Source organism: Streptosporangium sp. H13245 (assembly GCF_055690525.1).
Genome location: NZ_JBSZKT010000003.1, coordinates 477,803 through 498,615, shown reverse-complemented (window position 1 = coordinate 498,615; position 20,813 = coordinate 477,803). Strand labels below are relative to the sequence as shown.

Genomic DNA, 20,813 nt, shown 5'->3' with positions numbered 1-20,813 from the left:
CTTCCCGACTCCTCCTGGAACCTTTTCCAGGGCTCCAGACGCGAGTCGCCCTGGCCGCGCAGGCTCGCGACCGTGTTCTCCGTCTTCCTGGTCGTGCCGCTGGTGCACGCCATGCCCGCCTCGGCCGAGGCCCGCCCGGCCCCGTTCGTACAGCAGGAGACACCGGTCAGGGGCCAGGCGGTCCCGGTCCTGCCGGCGATGGCGGACCCCGTGCGGAAACAGGCGTGGAAGGCGCCACCGAAGGTCACCTGGCCCAAACCCGGGAAGGCCGAGCTGGGCGGCGGTGCCACCACCCTGGCGGCCGACTTCCCGGTGAGACTGGCCCCCGCCCCAGGGGAGGCCAGAGCGTCCGCCGAGCCGGTGAGCGTGGAACTGCTCGACACCGACCGGCTCGGCCTGACGATGCGCGTCTCGCCTGGCCAGGGCGTCGCGACGGCCAAGGCGGCGAAGAAGACGCGTCTGCTGGTCGACTACTCGGGTTTCCGTTACGCCTACGGGGGCGACTACGGTGCCCGGCTCCGAATGGTCAAACTGGACGAATGCCAGCTCAGCACCGCCGCGGCCACCTGCCCGCAGCCGCAGACGGTGAAGAGCGAGAACGACGCCAAGGCGGCCACCCTGACCGCCGAGGTCGAGACCGGCGCCGTGTACGCGCTCACGGCCGCCGCCTCCGGCCAGTCCGGTGACCACTCGGCCACCTCGCTGTCCCCCTCCGCCGACTGGAGCGTCGGCGCCCAGACCGGCGACTTCAGCTGGGGGCACGACATGCGTACGCCGCCCGCGCTGGGCGGCGACGAGCCGGAGATCTCCCTGGCCTACTCCTCGCAGAGCCTGGACGGCCGCACCGCCTCCACCAACAACCAGGCGTCATGGGCCGGTGACGGCTTCGAGCTGAGCCCCGGCGGCTACATCGAGCGCCGCCACAAGTCCTGCATGATCGACGGTAAGAAGACCGGCGACCTGTGCTGGGACCAGGAGAACGCCACGCTGGCCCTCGGCGGCTCGGCCGTCGAGCTGGTCAAGGACGCCACGACCAAGCAGTGGCGGCCCAAGCGCGACGACGGCACCCGCGTCGAGTACCTCACCGGGGCCACCAACGGCGACAACAACGGGGAGTACTGGCGCGTCACCAGCGCCGACGGCACCCAGTACACCTTCGGCCTCAACCGCCTGCCCGGCTGGGTGACGGGCAAGCCGGAGACCAGGTCGGTCCAGACGGTGCCGGTGTTCGGCAACAACAGCGGCGAGCCCTGCTACTCCAGCACCCCGGCCAACGCCTGGTGCCAGCAGGCCTACCGGTGGAACCTCGACCACGCCCAGGACACCCACGGGAACGCGACCACGTACTGGTACGAACGCGAGACCAACTACTACGGCCGAAACTCCAAGCCCGAGCTGGGCACCCAGTACGTCCGGGGCGCCTACCTCACCCGTATCGACTACGGCTACCTGCACAACGAGCTGTTCACCAAGTCCCCGGCGTCCCGCGTGCTGTTCGAGGTGGCCGAGCGCTGCCTGCCCAGCGGCACCGTCACCTGCGCCCCCGAGCAGCTCAAGAAGGAGACCGCCGGTCACTGGCCGGACGTCCCGTTCGACCAGATCTGTGACTCCGGGGTGAAGTGCACCGACCGCCTGGCGCCGACGTTCTTCACCCGCAAGCGGCTGGCCAAGGTCACCACCCAGGTCCTCAACCGCTCCGGCCAGTACTACCCGGTGGACTCCTGGGCGCTGACCCACCAGTTCCCCGCCACGGGTGACGGACTCAGCCCGTCGCTGTGGCTGGCCTCGATCCAGCAGACCGGTCACGTGGGCGGCACGATCGCGCTGCCCAAGACCACGTTCGCCGGCATCCAGCTCCCCAACCGGGTGGACGCGAACGAGGGCCGTGCCCCGCTGGTCAAGTGGCGCGTCCAGTCGGTCGACAACGGGACCGGCGGCGAGCTGCGGATCAACTACGCCCCCGCCGAGTGCAGGCCGGGCGAACTGCCGGCGGCCGACAAGAACACCAAGCGGTGCTTCCCGCAGCGCTGGGCGCCGCAGAACGAGACCGAGGTGACCGACTGGTTCCACAAGTACGTGGTGGCACAGACGGTCGAGGTGGACCGCGTCGCGGCCTCGCCCAACGCGGTCACCAGCTACGAGTACCTGGGCGGCGCCGCCTGGCACTACGCCGACAACATCCTCGTCAAGCCCGAGCACCGCACCTGGTCGGACTTCCGGGGATTCGGCCGGGTACGGGTGCGCGAGGGCGACGGGCAGGACACCAGGCGCACCCTGACCGAGTTCCGCTACTTCCGCGGCATGCACGGCGACAAGCAGATCGACGGCTCCAAGCGCAGCGCGCAGGTCGAGGACTCCGAGGGCGTCAAGGTGGACGACCTCGACCAGTACGCCAGTTTCGAGCGCGAGGAGATCCTGTACGACGGCGACGGCGGGGCCGTCCTGAAGGCGGCCGTCGAGCAGCCGTGGTCGGTGAAGACCGCGGAGTCCACGCAGGGCGGCGTCACCAAGGCCGCCTACGTGGTCGAGGCCAAGTCCATGGCCACCCGTACCGCGCTGCCCGACGGCAAGTGGCGGCGCGTCGGCGAGGAGCGCTCGTACGACACCAGGGGCCTGCTCACCCAGGTGGAGGAGAAGGGCGACCTGGCCTCGACCGGCGACGACAGGTGTGTCAGCTACACCTACGCCCGCAACGACGCGAGCTGGATGCTCGACTACCCCAGCCGCATCCAGAAGGTCGCCGCGAGCTGTGGCGCCACCACGTCCACGCCGATCTCCGACGAGAGGGTCCAGTACGACGGCAAGGCGTACGGCCAGGCGCCGAGCAAGGGCGATGTGACCCTGGTCCAGCAGCTCGTCTCCGGGGACGGCGCGACGATCACCGACAGCGTCCACACCTACGACGTGTACGGCCGCGAGACCAGCGAGACCGACGCGGTCGGCGCCAGGTCCGTGACCGCCTACAGCCCGGCCACGGGCGCCCTGCCCAACGAGGTGACCGAGACCAACGAGCTCGGCCACGCCAACCGCACGATCCTCGAACCGGCCTGGGGCGAGCCCGTCGCCGAGGTCGACGTGAACAACCGCCGCGTCGACATCGAGTACGACGCGCTCGGCCGCCTGACCAAGGTCTGGCAGCCCGACCGCAGCAAGGCGGGCGGGCAGTCGCCCAGCACCGAGTACTCCTACGTCATGCGCGCCGACGGTCCCAGCGTCGTCACCACGAGGACGCTGCGCGCCGACGGCGGCTACACCGCCAGCCACGAGCTGTACGACGGCCTGGCGCGCGAGCGCCAGACCCAGGAACCCGCGCCCAGGAACGACCAGACGCAGGACCCCGCGCTGCGTGACGGCCGCACGATCACCGACACCTTCTACAACTCGCTGGGCGAGCAGTCCAAGGCCAACACCGGCTACTTCGCCACCGGGGCACCCTCCACCAGCCTGCTGGCGGTGGCCGACACCGACGTACCCACGCAGGTCGTGTCCGTCTTCGACGGGACGGGTGACGTCGACGCCCAGGTCTTCAGGGCGAAGGGCGTGGAGAAGTACCGGGTCTCCTCCAAGGAGGAGGGCGACAGGGTCCACGTCACGCCGCCCCCGGGCGGCACGGCGACCACCCGCATCGGCGACGCCGAGGACCGCCTGCTCGAACTGCGCCAGTACAAGGGCCCGAACCCGACCGGCGAGTACGAGGCGACCAAGTACACCTACGACCACGCCGGACGGCTGTCCACGGTGACCGACCCGGCGGGCAACGTGTGGCGCCACCACTACGACGTGCGCGGCCGGGAGACCAAGACCGAGGACCCCGACAAGGGCGTCACGACGATGACCTACAACGACGCCGACGAGCTGGTCAGCACCACCGACGCCCGAGGCAGGACCCTGTGGTACGTCTACGACGAGCTGGGTCGCAAGAAGGAGCAGCGCGAGGGCTCCGCGACCGGTCCGCTGCTCGCCGAGTGGAAGTACGACGCGCTGGCCAAAGGCCACATGAACGCCAGCATCCGGTACGTGGACGGACAGGCGTACAAGGCGGAGTTCAACGCGATCGACGCCGACTACCGACCGCTGCGCGAGACCGTCACCATCCCCGAGCGGGAGGGCAAGCTGGCGGGCTCGTACGTGCTCAACACCCGCTACACGCTCGACGACAGTGTCCAGTCCGTCAGCTTCCCGGCCGCGGGCGGGCTGGAGGAGGAGTCGGTCGTCTACACCTACGACGAGCTGAACCAGCCGACCAAGGTCACCGGCCTGTCGCCGTACGTGAGCGCGGCCCGCTACTCCAAGCTGGGCGAGACCCTGCAGTACGAGCTGGGCACCGGAGACAGGAAGACCTGGCTCACCTACACCCACGACGAGTCCACCCGCAGGCTGACCGGCATGCGGCTGGACAGGGAGGGCACCACCGCGACCGACCTGGACATCAACTACACCTACGACGCGGTCGGCAACGTCACCAAGATCGCTGACAGGGGAGCGAGCGGCCAGGACACGCAGTGCTTCGCCTACGACCAGATGCGCCGCCTCACCTCGGCCTGGACGGGCACCGACGACTGCGCGAGCGGCACGCCCACGTCCGGCAAGATCGGCGGCGTGGCGCCGTACGCGACCAGCTACGCCTACGACTCCATCGGCAACCGGACCAAGGAGACCAGGCACGCCTGGGGCGGCGCGGGCGAGACGGTCCGCACCTCCACCTACCCGCAGGCGGGCGGCAGGCAGCCGCACGCGCTGCAGGCCGTCGGCACGGACCTCTTCGAGTACGACGCCGCGGGCAACACCACCAGGCGCAAGGTCGGCGCCGTGGACCAGGCCCTGGTCTGGGACGCCGAGGGCAACCTGGCGTCGGTGACGGAGGCGGGCAGGACCACGTCGTTCGTGTACGACGCGGACGGCGACCGGCTGATCCGCAAGACCCCGACCGACGCCACGCTCTACGTCGACGACATGGAGCTGCGCTTCGACTTCGCCAAGGACGCCGTCGAGCAGACCCGCTACTACACCATCAACGACCAGCCCATCGCGGTACGCACCCCCGACAACAAGGTCTACCTCCTGGCCAACGACCACCAGGGCACCGCGCAGGCCGCGGTGAACGCGGGCAACGGCGACCTCGCCGTACGGAGGATGACCCCGTTCGGCGAGAACCGGGGCGCGCCACCTCCCTGGTGGCCGGGCCAGCGTGGGTTCGTCGGAGGCACGGAGGACTCGACGACCGGCCTCGTCCACCTCGGCGCCCGCGAGTACGACCCCAAGAACGGCCGCTTCCTGTCGGTGGACCCGGTCATCGACGACGTGGACCCGCAGCAGCTCAACGCCTACACCTACGCCAACAACAGCCCCGTCACCATGAGCGACCCCGACGGGCAGTGGGTCTGGATCCCGGTCGCCATCGGCGTCCGGTTCGGGGCCCGCTACCTCGCCAAGAAGGCGGCCGAACGCGCCATCAGGCGGAAGATGCTCCAGCGCATCCGGGAGGCCGCCAGGAAGCGGGCCCTGGCGGAGGCCAGGAAGAAGGCCCTGGAGGACGCCAGGAAGCGGGCGTTGGCGGCGGCCAAGAAACGGGCCGAAGCCGAGAAGAAGAAGCAAGCCTTGGCGGCGGCCAGAAGGAAGGCTGCCGAGGTGGCCAGGAAGGCACGGGAGGCCGCGGAGAAACGAAGGGCCGCGGTCGCGGCCCGGATACAGGCGAGGAAGGCGGCTCGCGAGGCGGCGGCCCTGAGGCGGCTGGCGCAGGCGTCCCAGCGGCGGAACCGCCAGGCAGGCAGGCTCCCCAGAGGAATCCAGGAGGCGCGCTCGCGCGCGGCGAGACGGCCGACCAGCCACAGGTCGACACAGCGGCAGGCACCGCCCAGGGCGAACCGGCAGACGGCCCGGCCACGACCGAGCCAGGTCTACCGCAACGACGGCTCCGCCCAGCCGACCCAGTCCTACACCATCTACGGCAACGGCCGGATGTACCCGCAGGGGAGGCCGCCGTCGAACCTGCCCCGCAGCGGCTCCGGCCAGGGTGAGAGGCAGATCTTCAAACCGGAGAAGTACGAGATCGAGACGAACCGGGCGGGCGCCGCGACCGCCGAACTCGGCGTCCGAGGGCAGAAGATCATAACCGACTTCCTCAACGCCTGGTTCGGAGGAATGGGCTGACAACACCTTCTGTCCCACTGAATCCTCATTGAGCACCAACCGGCGCGGGACCCCCAAGGCCCCGCGCCGGCGGCGTTCCCACCGGGCACTAACCGGCGCGGGACCTTCATGGCCCCGCGCGGGCGGTGCGTGCCCGGACCGGCCGGAGAGCCGCAGCCGGGCACGCAGACCGGTGCGCTGCGAAACGCGGGCTGCCGGACTGCCGACCACGGCCGTGACGCAGCGGCCTGCCCGGATCCCGGCAGCGCCGGCAGTCGGCCGGCGAGTTGGAGCGGCTCTGTTCCTTCGCGATGGCTCCGGATGAACCCGCGCGCACTTCATGCCGCCGGGGCGAGCGCATGCGAAAGGCCGCCGGGCGTGCCCTCAGCGGAGGGGCGGCCGACGGCCTTTCACGGGATGCCTGAGTGCCCTGGATGTGCCCCGACGGGTTAACCGTCAGCGTTTCACCAGGTCAGAAGCTTTATGGCTCAGACGTCGTAGATCTGATCTGCCATGGCGGCCGACCTGCGGTGATCTTTTACAGGGCGTTCTGAGCTGGGCTTTTGACGTTCGCTGGTTCTCAGCGTTTCGCGCTGCTTCTCGTTCTCATGTGCCCTGTGCTTCCAGATCTGGATGGCTTCCACCACTGGGTCCGGCCGTGCACGAAAACCGCTCGATTGTCGACGTCGTTCGTAAGCAACGATGCGGATCGCCTTCGGGCCGGTTGGGTCATCGACAAAATCGTGTGCCGACTACGGTCCGCACAGGCAGAATCGGTTAACGTGCACACCGCTCCATCCTCATCACAGGCAGGATCCACGTCTGGCCCCTTGCAGGATCAGGCGCCCATCAGGCATATAAGGGATCAGCATGTCGTCTCACAGGTGCTGCTCAAGCGCTTTACGGTTCCGGGTTCAAAGAGCAGCGGACGGCAACTCACGAGATTCAACCTTGAGAGGCCGGATGGCACGCACAAGCTCAAGACTCCGAGGGCATGTGCCTACGACAAAGACTTCGTCCCGGTGGATTCAGCTTCAATCGAAAATCTTTGGGCGCATGCTGAACAACGTGCACCACAAATCTTCGCGGCCATCGATCAAGGCGATCCGTTCACTAACACGGCAAACGCGTCCATTCTTCGGGATTTGATCAGTGTTCACCTCGTTCGATCGTTCCGCTACAAGAAGATCCACCAAGACTCGTTCCATCACGCCTATCAGAACCTGCGCGCCAACATGCTCGGGCGGCGCAAGGAACTGGTGCGTGCCGAAGCACAACGGCAGACGGGCCTGCACTTGCCGGATGTGGCGCTGCCAGCCTTCCTCGATCCAATCCTGGAAGAGTCCCTTCCCGCTAAAGGCTTCGCAAGCGGACAGCTATTTAGGCAGAACATCGAGGAAACGTTCAAAAAAGTCCGAGCCTTGATCGACACATGGCAGCCCGAAATCCTAACCGCCAAGGCTGGACAGTTCATCATCGGAGACAGTCCGGCAATCGCCGTCAGGTTCGATCCGACCAATCTCAACATTGCTACGTACAATATGGCCGTAGGTGATGCACACAGTGTGGTTTTGCCGCTCGGCCCCCGACACCTAGTCGCCCTCGGCCCTCAGCAACTGACAAGTGAAGTGGAGAAACCTTTAGTCGAATGGCTCAACCAGCTGCAGATCTTCGCAGCCTACCGACACGTGTTCTTCAAACCAGACCAGGACACGGAAAGATTCGTCAGGGCGGCCTGCCGATACAGATCATCTTGAACGTCCTTCGTTTGCCATGTACGCGATCGGGCCACTGATTAGCCGAGGGGGGATTTCGCTAGCATGTGAGTGGAGCGCAGGGATTCGAGCCATCGCCCCCTTCGATGCGGACTGCGGGCCGCATCAACGTCAATGCCGGGTGGGCCTGCTCAAGCGTGTGATGACGACTGATCGTGCGGGCCTGGAAGGCTGTGTTGCCGCATTCGGGTCCTGTAATTCGACAGGAGAAAGAAGCGCACGGTGAAGCTGACTCAGTGCCGGAAGGGTTGGCTACCCAGGTAGAATCCACTATGCGACGCATTGAGAATCGATATGGTGCAGAAAACGTAGGTCCTTGGGACGATTGGGGGTGGGGTTTTGTGTAGGGTAAGCTCTCGGCCCTCCGATGGGTTCTAGGAAGCGAATGGGGATTTCCAGATAATTAGCGAAATGCTCCGCAATCCCAATGGCACTACCGTGCTTGTCTATCCCGTCTGCCGTCATACCCACCGCAGAGCAACAGCGGGCCGGCAGCAACGCTCGGCTGAGTCCCAGCACTCTCGTAGAGCTTAAGCCATGAGATGCCACAAGATCCGGGTGCCTCTGTATGGGTATATTTGAGAGGATGCCTGTGCGTTGCAACCCTCCCACGCGAAGCACGCACAGACGTAGACGACCCTTCCCTACCTCCACAATGAGCTGAGCCGATGGAACTGATCCCCCCGATAGACCCCATGAGCCTATGGACCGCCCTTGGGCACCTGACAGGCACACGTCCGATGCTCGAACAATGGCAAGACAGCCGTTTTCAGTTCGCCTACGCTATTGGCAAACTCCTTGCAGGCAGCACTCCAGACAGGCCAGCGGTCACGGGTCCTGCGCTCTACGGCGTATACCTGTCCGGCACGGGCTTAGCGTACGTGGGGCAGACACAAAACGCACAGCGGCGGCTGCGCGATCTCCCAATCGGGGAAAGCCATCATATAGCAACTACTGTTCCACCAGAGATATGGGAACGCGTAGTGGTCATCCAGTGGCCCAACCTAGTCCAACTTACAAGCTCAAATCAGCAGGATCAGGTAAGCATCCTGGGATCAGAGGCATGCGGCCTGGCCTTGGAGTACTTACTCCAAGTTTGTCGCAGACCCCCACTCAACGCACGTGCACGTACTAGTACCGGCGAATGGCGACCGCGCGACCCGGAACGAAGCCAATCAAGAGGTGCCCGTAGCGCATCGCAGTGCGCGGAGCTATTCGAACTCATCCAACAGGAATGGAACACCCTGGAGGCCGTACCTCTGCCTCAGCTCGAAGACACCACGTTCCAAACCTGCCGAGACAATGGACGCGTGGTATTTCCATCCACGCTTCTCAAGGTCGGCCACAGTGCGAGATTACCCCCGACCGCGCACTCTAGCGACAAGCTTTTTTACTCGCCTCGCTCATGAAAAAGGAAGTAGCCATGGCATGGAATGAAATACCTGCAAAAGACGATCCAAATTTGACATTTCAGGCATATTATGTGCGCCTAAACGCCTTAGGTGGCCTGCTGGGTCGCTTTAGTGTGGGCTTACTCGGAAATCTCTGGGATGTAGGTGATGGCCGACAGCTCAGTGAATTATATCGAAGTGCACTGATAGGCGATTTAATCGCCGATCTAATACGGGGATTACAGCTAGACGAGGTTGCTAACTTTAATCCAGCAGTGGGCGACTGGTTCGTTCACTCAGGGGAGACGAAGTACCCGGACGAACTGACCGCACAGATCCAACTGATGGATGGCAGGACCATTTCGGGCTACGTGCGCAAAGAGTGTAGAATCACCAGCACGGCTTCTAGTAACATGAGAGAGGTTGATGATATTTCCTTGGTGGTTGGACGGCTAATATCACCAAACAGGTTCGATCTGGTTGTGGCAGGTTATCGCGAGCCGCTTGCTTCTTTTGGCTGGGATGCGCGCGATAACCTTCAAGGCAATGCCCTCGCCCTCGGCTCCCGAAGAGCCCACTACCTCCCTACAATACAATATCAGGGATTACCTGATGAAAAAGTGTTGATGGCGGCGGTGCACGACACAGCAGAACGTTTCGCTACCGCAGTTCGAGACCAAGGCACGTGGAAGCTTCTGTATAATGCCAACGGTGAGCCCGAGCACGAAACTCGTCATCAAAGCGTATTTAGGCTCTTCGCCAGCCTCACCTTTGATGCGCTCGGCATCCATGTTCACCCTGGGGCTGACCACGGCAATGGGGCGACGGATCTAACCCTGACCTTAAATGCCTCTACGTGCGTGATTGAATTTAAGAAGGATCGCGAATCGAAAAAGCTGCGACATGGACTGGCAGATCAATTGCCCCAGTATATGAACGCCGCGGACGCCATCTGGGGATACTATATGGCCATGTGTCACAAGAGGGATCCCGATGAGGTCCAAGCTGAACTAACGGAACTAGCTCGGAGTAGGCCCGGAAATATCGATGTAATTGCAATTGATTGCCGCCGCAAAAAATCAGCTTCAAGGGAAGGCTTGTGAAGATAACGAAGGTGTCATATGTAGGGAGGTGACACGCTACTCTGGATCGCTTTCAACCCTCCAGGGCTAGATGATATTTACATGGACGACAAATACGCGGAGCATTCAAAAGTCCAAGAGCTAATTGAGGGCATAGCGACCCTCATCAAGGAGCGTGGTTGGAAAGTTGGAGACTACGGAACTAGCTATTACGAAGACAGGCCCCCCTCGCATCTATGGGACTCAGGGTTACCTTAGTGGGTCACTCTATCGAAAAATCAAAGAGGCCCAGAGATAATCTCGGGCCTCTTTGTTGATGAACTGCTCAGCTTTGCAGGTAGTGGAAGGCTGGCTTCGGATGCATCCACCCCCCGACACGGCGCCAACGAATCGTGTCTCGGTGAGCCGCTCTGCCCGGACTGCTACGAGTACACGGGATCGGTGCTGTTCAACGCCGTTTCCCTGAAGCTCTGGCAGCGCTTCACCGACGCTCTGCGGCGACGCGTCGCCAAGACGGCCGGTCTGACCCTGTGGGAGCTCCGCGAACGCCTGACGATCTCCTTCGCCAAAGTCGCCGAGTACCAGAAGCGCGGCGTCGTCCACTTCCACGCCGTCATTCGCCTCGACGGGCCGGACGGACCCGGTTCACCGCCTCCAGCCTGGGCGACGGCGGAGGTGCTGACGCACGCCGTACAATACGCCGTCCGAGCGGTGACCGTGGCTATTCCCGCAGCAGGCGATGAACCGACGCGCATCCTGCGCTGGGGCCAGCAGCTCGACGTCCGTCAGATCACGATGGACGGCGAACTCTCCCACCAGGCCGTGGTCGGTTACATCGCCAAGTACGCCACCAAAGCCGCCGAGTGCGTCGGCACCCTGGACCGGCGCATCAACCCCCTCGACGACCTGACCGCCTTCAACCTCCGCGACCACCCTCGCCGCCTCATCGCCGAATGCCAGCGCCTGGGCGCCCTCGACGAACTGGCTGACCTCTGCCTTGCCCACTGGTCCCACATGCTGGGCTTCCGCGGTCACTTCTCCACCCGCTCCCGCCACTACTCCATCATCATCGGCTCCATCCGCGACGAACGCCGCGACTTCGCCCGCACCGAAGAGACCACCACCGGACGCTTGCCCCTCTTCGACGAGGACACCGTCCTCGTCATCACAAACTGGGAGTACGCGGGCAAGGGGTTCTCCGTCGGTGACGCACTTCTGGTGAGCACTCTTACCGGTACGTCGCACCCATGGGGGCCGCATGACCCTCGATGACAACCTTTGGGGCATGGCCGAAGCGTCGCGCTTCATGCGAGTACCTGTCGCCACGCTCTACCAGTGGCGTCACCTCGGCACCAGTCCGGAGAGTTACAAGGTCGGCCGTCACCTCCGCTACCTGCCGGAAGACGTCGTGGCCTGGGTGCGGAGGCAGCCATGACCGTCCATGACCGCTGGCACAAGATGGTGAAACAGCCCGACGGCACCACCAAGAAGGTCCGTAGCTCCGAGTACGGCATCGGCGACCGGTGGCAGGTGCGCTGGCGCGACGAGTCCGGAAGCCAGCGCAAGAGGAACTTCGCCAAGAATGCCGGTCAGGACGCGAACACCTGCGTAGAAGCGTTCGATGCACAGATCACGAACGAGCCGAACCGCGCAACCTACATCGACCCGAACGCCGGGAAGATCACGCTCAAGGAGTATGGCGAGAAGTGGCTTGAAGATCAGACATTCGAGGAGTCCACCCGCGAGGCTGTGGAGTTCCGGTTGCGGCTGCACATCTATCCGTATCTGGGAAGCCGGGAACTGCGGTCGCTCCGTCCCTCGGCCGTACAGGGCTGGACGCGCACCCTTCAGAAGACTCTCGCGCTTAATTACGTGCGGACCATTTTCGCCAATCTCTCGGCTGTGCTCACTGCCGCCGTGGATGACGGGGTGATCGCCAAGAACCCGTGCCGGGCCAACTCGGTCAAGTCTCCCGCCCCGGCCCGCAAGAAGATCCGTGCCTGGAGCCGCGAGCGGGTCGCGCTCATGCAGTCGCTTTTCCCGTTCCGCTACCGCGCCAGTGTCGACCTGGGCGCGGGTCTCGGCATGAGCCAGGGGGAGGTCTTCGATCTGGCGGTGGACGACGTCGATTTCAGGTCAGGAGCCGTCCACGTAGTCCGGCAGGTGAAGATCGTGGGTGCGAGGCTCTGTTTTGCCCCGCCCAAAAGTGGCAAGCCGCGAGAAATCCCATTGCCGGAGACGGTGGCGCTCCGCCTTACCGATCACCTGAGCGCCTATCCCGCCGTCCTGGTGACGCTCCTCTGGAAGCACCCGGAGGGCAAGCCGGTGAGTGCCCGTCTTGTCTTCACCTCGCGAGAGCACAAGGCGATGAACCGGAACTACTTCAACTCGTTTATCTGGAAACCGGCCCTCGAAGCCGGGGGAGTCATCCCGGCCCGCGGGATCGGGACTCGCCGGTGGGTCGAGAGCAGGGAGGAGGGCTTTCACGCCCTGCGGCATCACTTCGCGAGCGTGCTCCTGGCGGAGGGGGTGGAATTCGCAGCCTCGCCGAGTTCCTTGGTCACGAGGATCCCGGGTTCACGCTGCGGACCTACACGCACTTCATGCCGTCGGGGGAGGAGCGCATGCGAAAGGCCGTCGAGCGTGCCCTCAGCGGAGGGACGGCCGACGGCCTTTCGCGGGATGCCTTAGTGCCCTGGATGTGCCCTGACGGGTTAACCGTCAGCGTTTCACCAGGTCAGAAGCTTTATGGCTCAGACGTCGTAGTAGAGCTCGAACTCGTGGGGGTGCGGGCGCAGGCGGATCGGGTCGATCTCGTTCTCGCGCTTGTAGGCGATCCAGGTCTCGATCAGGTCCGGCGTGAACACGCCGCCCTCCAGCAGGTACTCGTGGTCGGCCTCCAGGGCCGCGAGCACGGCGTCGAGCGAGCCCGGGACCTGCGGGATGTTGCGGGCCTCCTCCGGGGGAAGCTCGTAGAGGTCCTTGTCGACCGGCTCGACCGGCTCGATCTTGTTGCGGATGCCGTCGATGCCCGCCATGAGCTGGGCGGCGAAGGCGAAGTACGGGTTGCAGGAGGGGTCGGGGACCCGGAACTCGATGCGCTTGGCCTTCGGGTTGGAGCCCGTGATCGGGATGCGGATGCACGCCGAGCGGTTGCGCTGGGAGTAAACCAGGTTGACCGGGGCCTCGTAGCCGGGCACCAGGCGGTGGTAGGAGTTGACCGTCGGGTTGGTGAACGCCAGCAGCGACGGGGCGTGCTTGAGCAGGCCGCCGATGTAGTAGCGGGCGGTGTCGGACAGGCCCGCGTAGCCGACCTCGTCGTAGAAGAGCGGCTCGCCGTCCTTCCAGAGCGACTGGTGGCAGTGCATGCCGGAGCCGTTGTCACCGAAGATCGGCTTGGGCATGAAGGTGACCGTGTGGCCGTGCTCCAGGGCCGTGCTCTTGACGATGTACTTGTACAGCATCAGGGTGTCGGCGGCCTTGAGCAGCGTGTTGAACCGGAAGTCGATCTCGGCCTGACCGGCCGTGCCCACCTCGTGGTGCTGCATCTCGACGTCGATCCCGGCGTCGATGAGCTTGCGGACCATCTCCGAGCGCAGGTCGGTGAAGTGGTCCATCGGCGGGACCGGGAAGTAGCCGCCCTTGAAACGCGGCTTGTAACCGAGGTTGCCGCCGTCCTGGGCCTTGCCGCTGTTCCAGGCGCCCTCGATCGAGTCGATGTGGTAGTAGCTCGAATGGGCGTTGGTCTCGAACCGCACGTCGTCGAAGATGTAGAACTCGGCCTCGGGGCCGAAGTAGACCGTGTCGGCGATGCCGGTGCCCTTGAGATACTCCTCCGCCTTGCGGGCGACGTTGCGCGGGTCGCGGCTGTAGGCCTCGCCCGTCAGCGGGTCGTGCACGAAGAAGTTGATGTTGAGCGTCTTGTGCTGCCTGAACGGGTCGAGCACGGCCGTGGACGGGTCGGGCAGCAGCAGCATGTCCGACTCGTGAATGGCCTGGAACCCGCGGATCGACGATCCGTCGAACATCAGGCCGTCGGTGAAGACGCCGGCTCCGAAGTTCTCCGAGGGGAACGTGAAGTGGTGCGTCGTCCCCGGCAGGTCGGTGAACCTGACGTCAACGAACTGCACCCCTTCGTCCTTGATGAACTTCAGGACGTCGTCGGCGGAGTTGAACACGCGAACCTCCCATGGGACGGGCTAACAGACCGAAAGTATGCCTGTGCCGTTACCGCCCCGTGTCTCGTTTGTTTCACCCGTGTTAAGCGAAAGTCGCCTCCACGCTAGTCGTCAGGTTCGCTTCGGGCGGGTATGGCGGGTCTTTCCTTTACCGGAGTTTCACGTCCGCGACGTCAGGCGGGAGCGGCCTTTCCGAGGGGGGAGAAGAGGCTCTCGGGGCCTGTGGGACGTACGAGGGTTCACGGCGGATACGAGGGCGGCGGGTGGGGCGGCTACCGTTGGGAGCATGAGCAGCAAGCAGCCGCGCTGGACCCAGACCTGGCTCGGCGGCGTCAGGTCCGCCGGAGTCGATCTCGGTTACCCGGGGGAGCGGCTCGGGCTGCCCGCCGAGGGCAGCGGCTCGACGGCCGGGTTCGGCCGCAGGATCGGCGCCATCGTGATCGACTGGCTGATCTGCACCTGGGCCATCACCCAGGGACTCCTGCGGATCGACCCCACCGCGGCGCCCTGGGTGCCGGTCCTGGTCCTGGCCGCCGAATACCTCCTGCTGGTGGGCACCATGGGGATGACCTTCGGGATGCGCCTGCTCGGCGTCCGGGTCGCCGCGCTCGACGGCGGCGCCCCCAGGTTCGTCCCCGTGCTGATACGGACCTTCCTGCTCTGCCTGGCCGTACCCGCCCTCGTCTGGGACCGCGACGGGCGCGGCCTGCACGACCGCGCGGCGAACACCGTGGTCGTACGTCTCTGAACGGGCCCGCGCCCCTTCGTCCGTGATCGTGCCCGGCGCCGATTCCTTTTCCGGCCGGTGGCCGTCATACCGTGGGCGACCGCGAGGGTCGGGACGCCGTACGGGAGGTTGAGGTCGTGACCATGAACGAGACAGGCCAGGAGCGGGTGGAGGACGAGGAGGTCCTGGCCACGGCGCTGGCGGGTCACGAGCCCGCGTTCGGGGTGCTCGTGGAGAGGCACCGGCGGGAGTTGCGGGTGCACTGCTACCGGATGCTCGGCTCGTTCGAGGAGTCGGAGGACATGGTGCAGGAGACGTTCCTGCGCGCCTGGCGCAGGCGGGAGAGCTTCCAGGGGCGCTCGACGTTCAGGGCCTGGCTGTACCGGATCGCGACCAACGCGTGCCTGGACTTCCTCGACAGCCATCCGCGCCGCCCGCGCCCGCGCGAGGCGCCGGTGCTGGCCACCCCGGGGGTGCCCTCGCCGTCGTCGACCGAGATCTTCTGGCTGCGCCCGTACCCTGACCACCTCCTGGAGCCCGTCGCGCCCGCGGGGGCCGAGCCGGACGCCGCCGTGGTCGCCAAGGAGACGATCGAGCTGGCGTTCATGGCCGCCATCCAGCACCTGCCTCCCCGGCAGCGGGTGGTGCTGATCCTGCGCGACGTGCTCGGCTGGTCGGCGCAGGAGGCCGCCGCGCTGCTGGAGGTGAGCGTCGTCTCGGTGAAGAGCGCCCTGCAGCGGGCACGGGCGACGATGCGGGAGCATTTGCCCGCCCAGCGGCTGGAATGGGCGCCGTCCTCGGACCCGACCGGTGAGGAACGCGCGGTGCTGCAGCGCTACATCGACGCCGTCGAGCAGGCCGACCCCGCCATCCTGGCCGGGGTGCTGCGCGCGGACGCGTGGCAGTCGATGCCGCCGACGCCGGTCTGGATCCTGGGAGGGCCGTCGATCGTCGACGCGTGGAGCCCGGCGATGGTCGGCCCCGAGGCGTGGGGCGACTGGCGCGTCCTGCCCACCCGCGTCAACCGGCAACCCGCCGCGGCGGCGTACGTCAAACGGCCCGGCGAGTCCGAGTACCACGGCTCGTGGCTCGGTGTCCTGCGGGTCGAGGACGGGCTGGTCAGCCAGATCACCACCTTCGGCGCCGAGATCTTCCCGGCCCTCGGTCTTCCCCAGACGCTGTGACGAGCGCCGGTGAGAACCTGGCGCCCTCGCCTCCCGGACGGTCCGGGCCGTCGTTCGACGTACGGAGGGTCGTCGTCGAGCCCGGCGACTCGCGCGTCTACGACGGAGCCGAGTGGCGGGGGGCGATCGTCCTGCTGGAGCGCGGGCGGATCGAGCTGGTCTGCTCCGACGGTGATCGCCGGGCTTTCCTGCGCGGCGACGTGCTGTGGCTGGACGGGCTCACGGTGCGAGCCCTGCGCAATCCGGGACGGGAGCCCGCCGTCCTGCTCGCGATCTCCCGGCGGCCCGCGCGTCGCTGATCTTTCGGTGGCCCCTTGCGGTGCCGACCTGTCGGCGGCCCGCGCGACGCCGGTCTTTTGGCGATTCACACGGCTCTTTTGGCGATTCACACGGCGCTGATCTCCCGGTCCGGGGACCCTGGCGGCGCCGGTTCCCCGGTCCTGGGCGGCGGGAACGGCGTCTTGGTGCCGTCCGGAGGGCGCCGGACATGACGGGCCCCGTCCCTCCCCGTCCGGCTTCGGAGCCCTTTTGGATACCCGTTGGATACCCGGACCGATTTCTCGTCCCGGGACCGATTCCTTTCGCGGGCTCCGGCCGTCATACGGGTCACACACCCCAACACGAAGATCATGAAGATGGCGAAGGGAAAGACCGTGAACGACATGCAGAAGCGCGTCCAGGAAGCGGCCGACAAGCTTGTGGAGTCCGGCGCCGAGCGGGGCTTGCAGGTCGCCGCGTACCGGCACGGCGAGCTGGTGGTCGACGTCGTCGCGGGCGTCGCCGACCCGGCCACCGGGCGCCTCGTCACGCCGGACACGCCGTTCTGGAGCGCCTCGACCGGCAAGGGCGTCACCTCGACCGTGGCGCACGTGCTCGTGGAGCGGGGCCTATTCGGCTACGACACGCCGATCGCCGAGCTGTGGCCGGAGTTCGGCGCCCACGGCAAGGAGCGCGCGACCGTGCGGCACGCCCTGACCCACTCGACGGGCGTTCCCGGCGTACCGGTGGACACCACGCCGGAGGACCTGTGCGACTGGGGGAAGATGTGCGCGGCGATCGCCGGGGCCAAGCCCTGGTGGGAGCCCGGCACCGGGAGCGGCTACCACCCCCAGTCGTTCGGCTACATCGTCGGTGAGATCGTCCGCCGGGCCACCGGCACGCCGATCTCCCAGGTCCTGCGGGAGGAGGTCGCCGGACCGCTGGGCGTGGCCGACGAGCTGTTCTTCGGCGTCCCGGAGTCCGGGCTGGACAGGCTGGCCCGCCTGGAGGACGCGCCGAGCGACTTCGAGATGCCCGAGGGGATGTCCGCGGAGGCGATGTTCGCGGACATCCCGTTCTTCAAGGTCGTGGACGGCTACACGGCGGCGCCGATGGCGGCGATGCCCGACGCGGGCTTCGGCAACCGCGCCGACGTGCTGACCTCCGACATCCCGGCGGGCGGCACCATGTCCGCCCGCGCGGTGGCCCGCATGTACGCCGCCCTGCTGGGCGAGGTGGACGGCGTCAGGCTCGTCTCGCCGGAACGGCTCCGCGAGATCACCGCCGTGGAGTTCAACGGCACGGACGAGGTCACCGCCTTCCCGGCCACCAGGTCCCTCGGGTACGCCCTCGGCGCCACCCAGCTCCTCTCCGGACCCACCCTGTTCGGCATGTCGGGCAGCGGCGGATCGGCCGCGTACGCCGACACGGCCACCGGCATCTCGATCGCCGTGACCAAGAACCTCGTCTCCGGCGGGGATTTCGCCACCTTCGACGCCCTCGGCGGGCTCGTCATGAATGTCGGTGGCGACCGCTAGGGTGCCGCGTGCCGCACGGCGGATCCGCCGTGCGGCACGCACCGTCCGCCCCAGCTCGATCCCTTACGCCTTCGTCACGCCCACACGCCGCACGAGCCGCGAGCCGCGCGAGCAGGAAAGAGGAGCCGCCCCGTGACCGTCACCGAGGAGAAGACCGGGCCGAAGGCGCGGACCGAGGCCGCGCAGGACGGCATCCGGATCGTCGGGGCCCGCGAGCACAACCTCAAGGACGTCTCCCTGACCATCCCGAAGGACATGATCACGGTCTTCACCGGCGTCTCCGGCTCGGGCAAGTCGTCCATCGTCTTCGACACCGTGGCCGTGGAGGCGCAGCGCCAGCTCAACGCCACCTTCACCTGGTTCATCCGCAACCAGCTGCCCAAGTACGAGCGCCCGCAGGCGGACGTCGTCGAGAACCTGACCACGCCGGTGATCGTCGACCAGAAGCCGGTGGGCGGCAACGCCCGCTCCACCGTCGGCACCATGACCGACATCTACCCCATGATCCGGGCACTGTTCGCCAGGCACGGCAACGGCCTGGTCTCCACCTACTCCTTCAACGACCCGCAGGGCATGTGCCCCGAGTGCGACGGGCTGGGCAGGACCGTCCAGGCCGACGTCGACCTCATGCTGGACCGCACGAAGTCGCTGAACGAGGGCGCGATCCTGCTGCCGGGCTACAAGGTCGGCGGCACCGAGTGGCAGGTCTACGGCAGGTACGAGCTGCTCGACCCCGCCAAGCCCCTGTGCGACTACACCGAGGAGGAGTGGCGGACGCTGCTGCACGGCTCCGAGGGCACGGTGCTGCTGAGCCTGAAGAACGGCTCGTACCAGATCGCCTACGAGGGCATCGTCGACCGCTTCACCAGGCTGGGCGTCAAGCGCGACCTGAGCACCCTGAGCGAGCGGACCCGCGAGGGCATCCAGAAGTTCGTCACCGACGGCGTCTGCCCCGCCTGCGACGGCGACCGGCTGAACCCGGCGGCGCTGGCCACCCGCGTCGGCGGGCGCAACATCGCCGACTACGCCCGGATGCAGATCAGCGACCTCATCGAGGTGCTGGCCACGCTCGACGAGCCCGCGTCCGCCTCCATCGCCGCCGCGGCGCGCGGCGCCCTGGAGCGCCTGGCCGCGATCGGGCTCGGCTATCTCAGCCTCGACCGGGCCGCCGCCACGCTGTCCGGCGGCGAGGGCCAGCGGCTGAAGCTGGTACGGCACCTGGGCAGCAGCCTGACCGGGATGACCTACATCTTCGACGAGCCCAGCACCGGCCTGCACCCGCGCGACGTGGGCAGGCTCAACGACCTGCTGCGCGCGCTGCGCGACAAGGGCAACACGGTGATCGTCGTCGAGCACGACCCCGACGTGATCGCGATCGCCGACCACGTCGTCGACGTCGGCCCCCGGGCCGGGACACACGGCGGTGAGATCGTCTTCGAGGGCACGTACGCGCGCCTGCGGGAGGCCGACACCCTCACCGGGCAGGGCCTGCGCCGCGCGGGCGAGGTCAAGGAGGACTTCAGGACGGCCCGGGGCGCGCTGCCGATCCGCGACGCCGACCTGCACAACCTCAAGAAGGTCTCGGTGGACATCCCGGTCGGGGTGCTGACCGCCGTCACCGGTGTGGCCGGATCGGGCAAGAGCACGCTGATCTCGCAGGTGTTCGCCGGGGCCTACCCCGAGGCGATCTTCGTGGACCAGTCGGCGATCGCCGCCTCCTCCCGCTCCACCCCGGCGACCTACCTCGCCCTGATGGATCCCATCCGCAAGCTGTTCGCCACGGCCAACGGGGTGGCTCCTGGGCTGTTCAGCTTCAACTCCACCGGGGCGTGCGCGGAGTGCCAGGGCCGGGGCGTGATCATCACCGAGCTGGCCTACATGGACCCGGTCACCACGCACTGCGAGGCCTGTGACGGCCGCCGCTTCAACGAGGCGGTGCTCGTCCACAAACTGCGCGGGGCGTCCATCGCCGACGTCCTGGAGATGCCGGTCGAGGTCGCCGCCGGTTTCTTCCACGAGCCCGCGCTCCGCGCCAAGCTGCGCACCCTCACCGAGGTCGGCCTCGACTACCTCAGCCTCGGACAGCCGCTGAGCACCCTGTCCGGCGGCGAGCGGCAGCGCATCAAGCTCGCCACCCACCTGAACCGCACGAGCAGCGTCTACATCCTCGACGAGCCCACCACCGGGCTGCACATGTCGGATGTGGACACCCTGCTGGCCCTGATGAACGGCCTGGTCGACAGGGGCAACACGGTCGTGGTCATCGAGCACAACCTCGATGTCGTCGCCCACGCGGACTGGATCGTCGACCTGGGCCCCGACGGCGGCAGGAACGGCGGGGAGATCGTCTTCACCGGCACCCCGCGGGAGCTCCTGGCCTGCCAGGACTCGCTCACCGCCGAATACCTGCGCCGCCACCGGTCGGCACGCTCGGCGTGAGCCGCCCCCACTCGTTCGTACGTCCGGTGTGAACGGTCGTCATCGGCCCGCGCGCCCGATGCGAACGGTCCTCGCCGGTCCGCGCGCCCGGTGTGAGCGATCTTTATCGGCC

General features: G+C 66.6%; 12 protein-coding genes. 11 read left to right on the top strand and 1 reads right to left on the bottom strand.

Annotated features, from left to right (window positions below):
* Positions 1–72 precede the first annotated feature (72 nt).
* The 6 genes from ACW9TB_RS09050 (at position 73) to ACW9TB_RS09025 (ending at position 13,068) form a co-directional block, all read left to right on the top strand.
* Positions 73–6,150: an RHS repeat domain-containing protein gene (locus tag ACW9TB_RS09050; RefSeq protein ID WP_472747473.1), complete on the top strand. Its 6,078-nt coding sequence runs from the start codon at positions 73–75 to the stop codon at positions 6,148–6,150.
* Between the two features lie 587 nt (positions 6,151–6,737).
* Positions 6,738–7,886 carry a DUF4238 domain-containing protein gene (locus ACW9TB_RS09045; RefSeq protein WP_472747594.1) on the top strand — a complete coding sequence of 383 codons (1,149 nt, stop codon included), beginning with the start codon at positions 6,738–6,740 and terminating at the stop codon, positions 7,884–7,886.
* A gap of 1,441 nt (positions 7,887–9,327) precedes the next feature.
* Positions 9,328–10,398 (top strand): hypothetical protein, encoded by a 1,071-nt coding sequence (locus ACW9TB_RS09040; protein ID WP_472747472.1) that lies wholly within the window; start codon positions 9,328–9,330, stop codon positions 10,396–10,398.
* Positions 10,399–10,671: 273 nt separating this feature from the next.
* Complete coding sequence (locus tag ACW9TB_RS09035) at positions 10,672–11,649, top strand: replication initiator (RefSeq protein WP_472747593.1); 978 nt, start codon at positions 10,672–10,674, stop codon at positions 11,647–11,649.
* Complete coding sequence (locus ACW9TB_RS09030) at positions 11,636–11,812, top strand: helix-turn-helix transcriptional regulator (RefSeq protein WP_472747471.1); 177 nt, start codon at positions 11,636–11,638, stop codon at positions 11,810–11,812. Before ACW9TB_RS09035 ends, ACW9TB_RS09030 begins: the two co-directional genes overlap by 14 nt.
* Positions 11,809–13,068 (top strand): tyrosine-type recombinase/integrase, encoded by a 1,260-nt coding sequence (locus tag ACW9TB_RS09025; RefSeq protein ID WP_472747470.1) that lies wholly within the window; start codon positions 11,809–11,811, stop codon positions 13,066–13,068. The genes ACW9TB_RS09030 and ACW9TB_RS09025 overlap by 4 nt, the downstream gene beginning before the upstream one ends.
* A gap of 62 nt (positions 13,069–13,130) precedes the next feature.
* Here the strand turns inward: ACW9TB_RS09025 and glnA are convergent, their stop codons facing one another.
* A complete protein-coding gene (gene glnA, locus ACW9TB_RS09020) occupies positions 13,131–14,555 on the bottom strand; it encodes a type I glutamate--ammonia ligase (RefSeq protein ID WP_329092704.1) in 1,425 nt (474 codons plus the stop codon).
* A 286-nt stretch (positions 14,556–14,841) separates the two neighbouring features.
* Here glnA and ACW9TB_RS09015 point away from each other — a divergent pair, with 286 nt between their 5' ends.
* The 5 genes from ACW9TB_RS09015 to ACW9TB_RS08995 all read left to right on the top strand — a co-directional run bounded on the left by ACW9TB_RS09015 (position 14,842) and on the right by ACW9TB_RS08995 (position 20,701).
* Entirely contained in the window at positions 14,842–15,303 is a 462-nt protein-coding gene (locus tag ACW9TB_RS09015; protein ID WP_472747469.1) for an RDD family protein, read from the top strand.
* Between the two features lie 122 nt (positions 15,304–15,425).
* A complete protein-coding gene (locus tag ACW9TB_RS09010) occupies positions 15,426–16,466 on the top strand; it encodes an RNA polymerase subunit sigma-70 (RefSeq protein WP_472747468.1) in 1,041 nt (346 codons plus the stop codon).
* Complete coding sequence (locus tag ACW9TB_RS09005) at positions 16,463–16,765, top strand: cupin domain-containing protein (protein WP_472747467.1); 303 nt, start codon at positions 16,463–16,465, stop codon at positions 16,763–16,765. The genes ACW9TB_RS09010 and ACW9TB_RS09005 overlap by 4 nt, the downstream gene beginning before the upstream one ends.
* Positions 16,766–17,101: 336 nt before the next feature.
* On the top strand, positions 17,102–18,262 hold the full coding sequence (locus ACW9TB_RS09000; RefSeq protein WP_472747466.1) for a serine hydrolase domain-containing protein: 1,161 nt from the start codon (positions 17,102–17,104) through the stop codon (positions 18,260–18,262).
* 132 nt (positions 18,263–18,394) lie between these two features.
* The gene (locus tag ACW9TB_RS08995; protein ID WP_472747465.1) at positions 18,395–20,701 is read left to right on the top strand and encodes an ATP-binding cassette domain-containing protein; all 2,307 of its coding nucleotides are present in this window, start codon (positions 18,395–18,397) and stop codon (positions 20,699–20,701) included.
* The last annotated feature ends 112 nt before the right edge of the window (positions 20,702–20,813 follow it).

What these genes read in the sequence shown, in the direction of transcription:
- ACW9TB_RS09045 (WP_472747594.1), top strand. Translation starts at nt 6,738, where the DNA reads ATGTGCCCTGTGCTTCCAGATCTGGATGGCTTCCACCACTGGGTCCGG.
- ACW9TB_RS09040 (WP_472747472.1), top strand. Translation starts at nt 9,328, where the DNA reads ATGGCATGGAATGAAATACCTGCAAAAGACGATCCAAATTTGACATTT.
- ACW9TB_RS09030 (WP_472747471.1), top strand. Translation starts at nt 11,636, where the DNA reads ATGACCCTCGATGACAACCTTTGGGGCATGGCCGAAGCGTCGCGCTTC.
- ACW9TB_RS09025 (WP_472747470.1), top strand. Translation starts at nt 11,809, where the DNA reads ATGACCGTCCATGACCGCTGGCACAAGATGGTGAAACAGCCCGACGGC.
- ACW9TB_RS09015 (WP_472747469.1), top strand. Translation starts at nt 14,842, where the DNA reads ATGAGCAGCAAGCAGCCGCGCTGGACCCAGACCTGGCTCGGCGGCGTC.
- ACW9TB_RS09010 (WP_472747468.1), top strand. Translation starts at nt 15,426, where the DNA reads ATGAACGAGACAGGCCAGGAGCGGGTGGAGGACGAGGAGGTCCTGGCC.
- ACW9TB_RS09000 (WP_472747466.1), top strand. Translation starts at nt 17,102, where the DNA reads ATGGCGAAGGGAAAGACCGTGAACGACATGCAGAAGCGCGTCCAGGAA.